We start from the raw sequence: 7,274 nt of genomic DNA on the forward strand, positions 1-7,274 counted from the left end.
CGGACGTGGTTCAGCGCCGCCTGCATGCTGCCGGTCGTGTCGGCGAGCAGCACCCCGGCGGGGGGGGGCGGGTTGGTCGCGGTGGTCACCGTGCGGGTGACCACCGCCGAGCCACCGGGGGTCAGCCCGAGGGTCGTCCCGGCCGGTTCGCCGACCAGGGGGGCGACGCCGTCGCCCACGCTGATCCGCAACGCCGGGCCACCGGCCGGTCGCGGTGCCGCGAAGAACCCGGCGTACGCGGCCGGCGGTGCACTGGCCACCAGGAGTGCCACCACGGCGAACGCCGACGCGGCGCGCAGGGACCGGGACGCTGAGGCTGCCATGGTGGACAGTGAACGCGGCCCGTCCGGGTCGACCGCGACCGTGTGGGAAGTCCTGCGGGCAGTTCCGCCTGCCCGTTCGGGCACCGCCCCGGCGCCCCCGCCGGCTGTCACCCTACTGCGGGCGGGCCGACAGCACCCGGACGTCCAGCCCGCCGGAGCAACGCCGGACGACCGCCGCCACGCTCTGCTCATGGCTGGTCCGCACCGGGTCGACGGTGAAGTACGCCTTGCGGCCCCGGCCGTGGCGCACCACGTAGCTCTCGGCCGTGCCACCGGCCCACGGGTCCCCGAACGTCTTGAGCACGTTGTAGATCGGGGTGTCCATGTCGCTCTCGTCGGTGTAGAACATCACCAGGTCCTTGAACTGCACGTAGTGCGCGTACGCCCCCTCGTCGGTCAGGGTCGCGATGATCCCGGTGTTGTGCGCGTTGAGGGCCGAGTCGATCGTCACCGTGATGAAGACGTGCTGCGGGAAGACGTGGATGGTCAGCCGGTCGTCCCGGTACATGCGGGGCATCCGCTTCATCGCCGTCCCGATCATGGTGGCGAGTTCGTCCACGTCCACGCCCCACGGGCTGACCAGGGCCTGGGTCTGCGCCCAGGAGTAGTGACCGGGCAGGTTCGAGTTGGCCTCCGGGTTCAGCGTGAAGGCCACCCCGATCTTGAACTCGTTGTGCTGCCACTCCGGCTCGTCCTCCCCCTCCACCAGCGGCTGCGCGAACCGGACCGACTTCTCCGGGGCGGGGGGCACCACCAGGTCGTCGTCGGACGCGATGTGACCGAACGCCCGGTCGTACCCGGAGTGGTCGTAGCTCTCCTCGTCCTCCTCGTCGCTCTCCCGGTCGCTCTCCTCCTCCTTGCCCCGGCCCTGGTACCGGAGCGCCTCCTCGGCGAGGGCCTGGCAGGACGCCACGAAGGCGGGCATCACCTCGGGGACGGACAGCGCCATGACCGCGGCCTGCTGCACCTCCTCCCGCCAGAGCGCGAACAGCTGCTCGTCGTCGCGCAGCAGCTCGGCCAGCGTGGCGAAGTCGTCGTCGTCCCGGAGTTCGACTGGCACGTCCGGGAACCGTCGGGCGGTCTCCGCCAAAGCGGTGCCCATCGCCCAGTCGTCCCATGGCCGGGGCAGCTGCCGCTCGAACGTGTCGAGCGTCGCCCGCACGTCGTCGCCGTGCCGGTAGGTGACCAGCAGGTACTCCAGGCTGCGGATCAGGTCGTGGCGGTCCGGGTGCATCTGCGCGATCCACCGGCCGAACATCCGGGTGCCGTAGTCGCCGTCGAGGACGGTGGCGAACTCGACAAGCTGGAAGTAGTCCGGGCTCTGCGTGGCATCGTCCCAGTAGTTCTCTTGCCAGGTCATGACCGCTCTTTTCGGATCGGCGACAGTCGACCCGGCCACCCTGTCCCGACCCCGGTCGCTGCGGTACGCGGGCACCGACCGTCTTAGGGGCAGTCCTCCCTGCCCCCGCGGGCAAGCCCACCCGGGGCCGGCGCGGCGGCCCGACCGTCGTCGGGGTCGAGCGCGACGACGGTGGGCACGGCCCACAGCCGGGTGTCCACCCCGGATGACGCGGAAGGGGTGACAGGCCAACATTCGTCCATGCGAGTCGCTGTCCCACACCACCTGCACGGTCTGCTCCTCCGCGCACCGTGGTGGGAGCGGTCCGTCGCCGCGCTCGGCCTGCTGCTGCTCGTCGACAGCTTCCTCCCCTGGTACCGGTTGAGTTGGACGGTCATCCGGTACGGCAGCGGAGGGCAGACCCACCACGTCAACACGGCCACGGCATGGCACAGCTCGTCGGCCTGGTCGCTGGCCGTGCTCCTCGGCGTCACCGCGGCGGTCGGCCATGTCACCTGCGGCACCGCCACCACCAGGTGGCGGACGCGGCGGGTCGCTTGGCCAGCGCCAGCGTGAGCGCCACCTGGGACTGCTGCCCGCCGGAGAGCGCGCCGGCGCGGGCGTGCAGCGCGATGCCCAGCCGGGTCAGGCGTCGCGCGGCCAACTCGTGGTCGAAGCGCACGTTGCAGGAGCGACCGAAGCGCAGCAGGTCCGCCACGGTGAACTGGCGGTAGAGCGGGTGGTCCTGCGCGAGGAAGCCGATGCGGGTCAGGGCCCGAACGCTGTTGGTGGCGGGCGACTCGCCGAGCACCTCGACCGAGCCTGTGGTGGGCGTGAGCAGCCCGACCGCCAGGCGCAGCAACGTGGTCTTGCCGGCGCCGTTCGGGCCGACCAGGGCGCTGACGCGGCCGGGGGGCAGCTCCAGGGTGCAGTCGCGCAGGGCCCAGCCCTTGCGGTAACGCTTGCCGAGGTTCTGCGTACGCAGCGCGGGTTGGGTCGTCATGCCGACTGCGCATTCGTCTCGGTCCGGTGGTGGACGGCATTCGTCTCCGTCCGGTGGTGGACGCTGGCGAACAGGGCGGTGATCGCCTGGTCGTCGAGCCCTGCGGCGTACGCCCTCCGCAGCCAGGTCTGCAGGCCGCCCCGCAGGGAGGTGTAGGTGGCCGGCGGCACCGCAGCCGGCAGCGTGTCGGTGACGAACGTGCCGTGGCCTGGCCGGCCGGTGACGAGATTCTCCTGCTCCAGTTGGCGGTATGCCTTCGCCACCGTGTTCGGATTGATGGCCAGCGACTCGACGACCTCCCGGATCAGGGGCAGGCGGTCACCGGGGCGGAGGAAACCCAGCAGGACCGCCTGCTGGACCTGGTGGACCAGCTGCAGGTACGGCGGTACGCCGGAGCCGGTGTCGAGCCGGAAGTGGAACATCGCGCCCTCCTGCTTTACTAGGAGAATAGTAAAGCGGTAGTGCTCGCCCGCGTCAAACCGCGCCTTCGCGCCTTCGCCGGGACGTTCAGCGGCGGGCGTGGCGGTGGCGTCCGCCGTAGCGGTGGCGTCCGCCGCGTGAGCGGCGGCCTCGACGCAGAGCAGGCCCGGAGTCGGCCGCGAGCCAGCCCACTGATGACAAAGTCATCCCAAACCGTTGACGGCGTCATCTCAGTTGCCTACGCTGACTGTGATGACGCTGTCATCTTGCAACGCCGGGGCCCTCGGCCTGCAGGAGTCGACCTCCGCACCTAATCCAGGGGCGTCACGCAATCGTCGAGGAGCATCAATGAAAATCTTTCTCACGGGTGGATCGGGCTTCGCCGGAGGAACAATCCTCCGGAGGCTGGTCGACGACGGGCACACGGTGCACGCGCTCGCGCGGTCCACGGCCGCCGCGGACGCGATCACATCGGCCGGCGGGCTCCCGGTCAGCGGTGACCTGTCGGACCTGGTCGCGTCCGGCAGCGCGCCCGGGTGGCTACCGATCCTCGGCGAGGTCGACGCCGTGGTGCACTCGGCGGCCTTCATGGCCTTCTGGGGACCCGACCAGGTCTTCGTCGACCGCAACCTGCTGCCGACCCGCGCCCTCTACGAGGCCGCCGTGGACGCACAGGTCAAGCGATTCGTCCTGGTGTCCGCGGCAAGTGTCTCCACCGGCACCAACCACGACCACACCGTCGACGAGAACTCCGACACGGGCACGGCGAACATCGCCTACAGCCGCGTGAAGCTCCGCACCGAGCAGGAACTGCTTGCCCTGCCGCACGGGAACACGTCGCTGGTCGTCATCCGGCCGCCGTTCCTGTGGGGCCGGGGCATGACCCACACCCTGCAGGGATTCATCGACTCCGTCGAAGCCGGCCGATTCTCCTGGATCGACGGAGGACGGCACATGGTCGACTTCTGCCACGTCGACAACCTCGCCCACATCATCACGCTGGCACTCGACCGTGGGGATCACGGTTTGATCTGCTACGTCACCGACGGCAGCCCCCGCCCCGCCCGCGACTTCTTCACCCCTCTGCTGGCCACCCGTGGCATCGACGTCAGCGCGGCCAACAGCGTTCCCCGGGCAGTCGCCTCCCCTCTGGCCACGCTCATACAGACCGCCGCGAAAGCCCGTCGCCGCACCACAGCACCACCGCTCACCCCGTGGATCGTCTCGTTCATGGGCCGCGACCGCGTCTACGACATCGCCCGGGCACGACGTCGGCTTGGCTACCAGCCGGTGATCACCGTGGAAGAAGGACTCCGGCAGATGGCGCACTCCCCCACCCTGGGCCGCTGAACCTCGCGCCTACACCACCCGACCAGCGGAAGGAATCTCCATGAGTCAGTTCACCGTGGTCGACGAGACGTCGAAGGTGCGTCGAGTGACATTCGCCAGTCCACCGTTCAACCTGATCGGCGCGGACACCGTGGCAGAACTGTTCGACGTCGTCGACCGTCTGAGCGGCGAGGAACAGGTCAGCGTCGTCATCTTCGACAGCGCGACGCCGGGGTTCTTCCTCAACCACGTCGACAGCGACCAGATACCGGCCATCGCGGCCATGGCCGGCAGCGGACACCTGCCCGGGTTCGTCGAACTCGGCGTGCGCCTGGCCGCCGCACCGTTCGTCAGCATCGCGTCGATCCGGGGGCGTACCCGTGGTGGCGGCGCGGAGTACACCGCCGCCTTCGACCTGCGCTACGCCAGCCGGGAGCAGGCGATCTTCTGCCAGCCCGAGGTCGGCTTCGGTCTGGTCCCCGGTGCCGGCGGCACCGAACGACTGACCCACCTCCTCGGCCGCGACCGGGCCTTGGAGGTGCTCCTGACCGGTCAGGACTACGACGCGGACCGCGCCGCACAGTACGGCTGGGTCACCCGGGCGATTCCCGACGCCGAACTCGACGACGTCGTCAACGCTGTGGCCCGGCGTATCGCCAGCTTCGACCGAGACGCCATCACGGCGGTCAAGACCCAGGTGAACCGCTCCACCCTGCCGCCGGAGGAGAACCTGCTGGCGTCGTTCGTCGAGTCCGCCCGATGCACCACGGGACCTGGCGTCGAGGCTCGCGGGCGGGCCGTCGGCGCACTCGTCGCCCGGATCGGGATCGACGACCTCGAACGAAACCTGGGCCAGCACCTCGGGTCGCTTGCCGAACAGCCGTAGCAACCTCAGGAGCCGATAGCCACAACCCCTCGCCCACGGTCGGCAAACGCGTCCTGACCCGGCCATAGGATGAGCGGATGATCCGGGCTGAAACCGCCGCCGCGACACGCCAGGCCCTGCTCGAAGCGGCGGCCGAGCTGCTCGACCACGGCGGCCTCGAAGCCGTGACCCTCCGTGCCGTCGGGGCGCGGGCAGGGGTCACCCGCGGAGCCCCCTACCGGCACTTCCCGGACAAAGAACACCTCATGATCGCGGTCGGCAGCCAGGCATGGGGCACACTCGGTGAACGAATCGGTGCCATCCATCGAGACCCCGACCTCACACCGGCCGCAAAGCTGCGGGCCCTCCTCGCCGCTTTCATCAACCTCGCCCGCCGCCAACCTCATCTCTACCGCCTGATGTTCAGCAGCCCCGCCAGCGATCCCACCGCGTTCGCCCGGGCTGCCCAGCCCACGCAGGACGAGTCCCTTCGGGTAGTCGCCGCCGTGGCCGGCGAACACCACGCCCGGCGGTACGCCGCCCTCCTCCTCGCCAGCGCCGACGGCATCGCCGGCATGGAAATCACCGGCCAGCTCGCCGGCGACAAATGGCAGACCACCGCCGAAGAGCTGATCGACACCCTCGTCACCATGGTCGCCGCGCAAACCCACGGAAGCGCCACGGAAACGGCGGGCAGTTCCTGACACGTTCTCTGCGTCTTTCCCAGGCTGACCTTGCAGGTCGGAGGGGGTGCGGCGGACCCTGAAGCGAGGCTCTAGGCGAGACAGCAGTCGACCAAGATCCGATGCCCCACCGGGGGCCTTGCCCGCCTCGGACGTCGGTCGTCGCTCGCGGGGGCCCCGGGGGCAGCGCGTCCTCGTCGCGTCCGATCCTCCGGACGTTGGCCAGGAGATCGCGTTCGAGGGTGTCGATCAGTGGCGCGAGACCGCCGATGCAGTCCAGGAGCCATGACAGCCGCGTCCCATACGGCCCGTGGCCGTCGGGCTCGTACTGTCTCACATCCGGGATTTCAGTACGTCGAATTCGCAGCCTGGCGAGGACGGGTCGAAGCCGTGTTCGATCAGCCAGCGGGACGCCAGCAGGCTGCGCAGCGACCACCAGGCGCGGATGACGTCCCGATCGACGTCGGTGCCGTAACCGGCGAGGAGGTCGTCGAGCCGTTCCTCGTGCCCGAGGGTCAGAACGGCCAGGTCGTACAGCGCATCCCCGGGCGCCGCCTCGGACCAGTCGATCACGCCGGTGACCTCGTCGCCGTCGGTGAAGATGTGGGTGATCTGCAGGTCGCCGTGCATGAACACCGGCGTCCACGGCCGAATCGCGGCCTCGGCGATCTCGCGGTTGCGGTCGACCAGGTCGGCCGGCAGGACGCCGCTGTCGACGAGCCAGGCGCATTCGCGATCGAGTTCCGCGTCCAGCCCGACGAGCTTCGTGCCGGCCCACGGCGGCGGTGGCGCGTCGTGCAGCGTGCGGATCGCGGTGCCCGCCGCGGCCCATGCCGCCGGTGATGCGGGCGACGGCTCGCCGAGGCGGCCGAGTGCCTGGCCGGGGACGGCGGCGATCGCGAGGACGGGCGGCCTGCGCCACAGGACCTCGGGGGTCGGCACGGGCGCCAGCCGCATCGCCTCGACTTCGACATCGATGCGCGTCTGGTCGCTGTCGACCTTCAGGAACACGTCGCCGACGCGCAGGGTCGCACGCTCGCGATGGGCGACGACGACCGAGACCTCCTCCACGCCCGCCATTATCGCGAGCTGATCAGCTACGCCGCTGCGGGTCACCACGTGCGAGTCGCATGCGGTACGTCGTACCGGCAAGCGACCTGACCGACTCGCGCACATCGGCTACTTGTTTCATTGACGTGCGACCGTGGCCCGGCCAGGCTTCGGTCGAGGCGCCCGGGCTGTCGCTCTCACATCGGCTGCCCACGCTGGTCGTGTGGCTCTCATTTGGCCTGCGCGGCCCGGGCGTCGCCCC

The 7,274-nt window shown here is 70.2% G+C and carries 9 protein-coding genes and 1 pseudogene; 5 read left to right on the forward strand and 5 right to left on the reverse strand.

The window, feature by feature from the left end; translation table 11 throughout:
• Positions 1 to 323, reverse strand: a pseudogene (locus ACOJTC_RS25880) (hypothetical protein); the annotation flags it as partial.
• A gap of 112 nt (positions 324 to 435) precedes the next feature.
• Positions 436 to 1,683, reverse strand: coding sequence for a hypothetical protein (locus ACOJTC_RS25885; RefSeq protein WP_420118841.1), 1,248 nt, complete (start codon positions 1,681 to 1,683; stop codon positions 436 to 438).
• A 240-nt stretch (positions 1,684 to 1,923) separates the two neighbouring features.
• Here ACOJTC_RS25885 and ACOJTC_RS25890 point away from each other — a divergent pair, with 240 nt between their 5' ends.
• The gene (locus tag ACOJTC_RS25890; protein WP_420118842.1) at positions 1,924 to 2,238 is read left to right on the forward strand and encodes a hypothetical protein; all 315 of its coding nucleotides are present in this window, start codon (positions 1,924 to 1,926) and stop codon (positions 2,236 to 2,238) included.
• On the opposite strand, the gene ACOJTC_RS25895 is transcribed toward ACOJTC_RS25890, so the two are convergent.
• Positions 2,174 to 2,665, reverse strand: a complete 492-nt coding sequence (locus tag ACOJTC_RS25895) for an ATP-binding cassette domain-containing protein (RefSeq protein WP_420118843.1) — start codon at positions 2,663 to 2,665, stop codon at positions 2,174 to 2,176. The genes ACOJTC_RS25890 and ACOJTC_RS25895 overlap by 65 nt on opposite strands.
• On the reverse strand, positions 2,662 to 3,087 hold the full coding sequence (locus ACOJTC_RS25900; protein WP_420118844.1) for a GntR family transcriptional regulator: 426 nt from the start codon (positions 3,085 to 3,087) through the stop codon (positions 2,662 to 2,664). The genes ACOJTC_RS25895 and ACOJTC_RS25900 overlap by 4 nt, the downstream gene beginning before the upstream one ends.
• Positions 3,088 to 3,337: 250 nt before the next feature.
• Here ACOJTC_RS25900 and ACOJTC_RS25905 point away from each other — a divergent pair, with 250 nt between their 5' ends.
• The 3 genes from ACOJTC_RS25905 to ACOJTC_RS25915 all read left to right on the forward strand — a co-directional run bounded on the left by ACOJTC_RS25905 (position 3,338) and on the right by ACOJTC_RS25915 (position 5,983).
• Positions 3,338 to 4,435, forward strand: coding sequence for an NAD-dependent epimerase/dehydratase family protein (locus tag ACOJTC_RS25905; protein WP_420118845.1), 1,098 nt, complete (start codon positions 3,338 to 3,340; stop codon positions 4,433 to 4,435).
• A gap of 40 nt (positions 4,436 to 4,475) precedes the next feature.
• Positions 4,476 to 5,300: an enoyl-CoA hydratase/isomerase family protein gene (locus tag ACOJTC_RS25910; protein WP_420118846.1), complete on the forward strand. Its 825-nt coding sequence runs from the start codon at positions 4,476 to 4,478 to the stop codon at positions 5,298 to 5,300.
• Between the two features lie 77 nt (positions 5,301 to 5,377).
• Entirely contained in the window at positions 5,378 to 5,983 is a 606-nt protein-coding gene (locus ACOJTC_RS25915) for a TetR/AcrR family transcriptional regulator (RefSeq protein WP_420118847.1), read from the forward strand.
• 312 nt (positions 5,984 to 6,295) lie between these two features.
• On the opposite strand, the gene ACOJTC_RS25920 is transcribed toward ACOJTC_RS25915, so the two are convergent.
• A complete protein-coding gene (locus ACOJTC_RS25920) occupies positions 6,296 to 7,042 on the reverse strand; it encodes a phosphotransferase family protein (RefSeq protein WP_420118848.1) in 747 nt (248 codons plus the stop codon).
• Between the two features lie 50 nt (positions 7,043 to 7,092).
• Between ACOJTC_RS25920 and ACOJTC_RS25925 the strand changes: the two genes are divergently transcribed.
• The coding region (locus ACOJTC_RS25925) for a hypothetical protein (protein ID WP_420118849.1) at positions 7,093 to 7,274 on the forward strand (182 nt) is incomplete at its 3' end.

The organism is Micromonospora sp., assembly GCF_048594385.1.
GTDB lineage: Bacteria > Actinomycetota > Actinomycetes > Mycobacteriales > Micromonosporaceae > Micromonospora > Micromonospora wenchangensis.

Excerpts from the sequence above, each read along its gene's own strand:
- ACOJTC_RS25885 (WP_420118841.1), bottom strand. The coding sequence starts at position 1,683 with ATGACCTGGCAAGAGAACTACTGGGACGATGCCACGCAGAGCCCGGAC.
- ACOJTC_RS25890 (WP_420118842.1), top strand. The coding sequence starts at position 1,924 with ATGCGAGTCGCTGTCCCACACCACCTGCACGGTCTGCTCCTCCGCGCA.
- ACOJTC_RS25895 (WP_420118843.1), bottom strand. The coding sequence starts at position 2,665 with ATGACGACCCAACCCGCGCTGCGTACGCAGAACCTCGGCAAGCGTTAC.
- ACOJTC_RS25900 (WP_420118844.1), bottom strand. The coding sequence starts at position 3,087 with ATGTTCCACTTCCGGCTCGACACCGGCTCCGGCGTACCGCCGTACCTG.
- ACOJTC_RS25905 (WP_420118845.1), top strand. The coding sequence starts at position 3,338 with ATGACGCTGTCATCTTGCAACGCCGGGGCCCTCGGCCTGCAGGAGTCG.
- ACOJTC_RS25910 (WP_420118846.1), top strand. The coding sequence starts at position 4,476 with ATGAGTCAGTTCACCGTGGTCGACGAGACGTCGAAGGTGCGTCGAGTG.
- ACOJTC_RS25915 (WP_420118847.1), top strand. The coding sequence starts at position 5,378 with ATGATCCGGGCTGAAACCGCCGCCGCGACACGCCAGGCCCTGCTCGAA.
- ACOJTC_RS25920 (WP_420118848.1), bottom strand. The coding sequence starts at position 7,042 with ATGGCGGGCGTGGAGGAGGTCTCGGTCGTCGTCGCCCATCGCGAGCGT.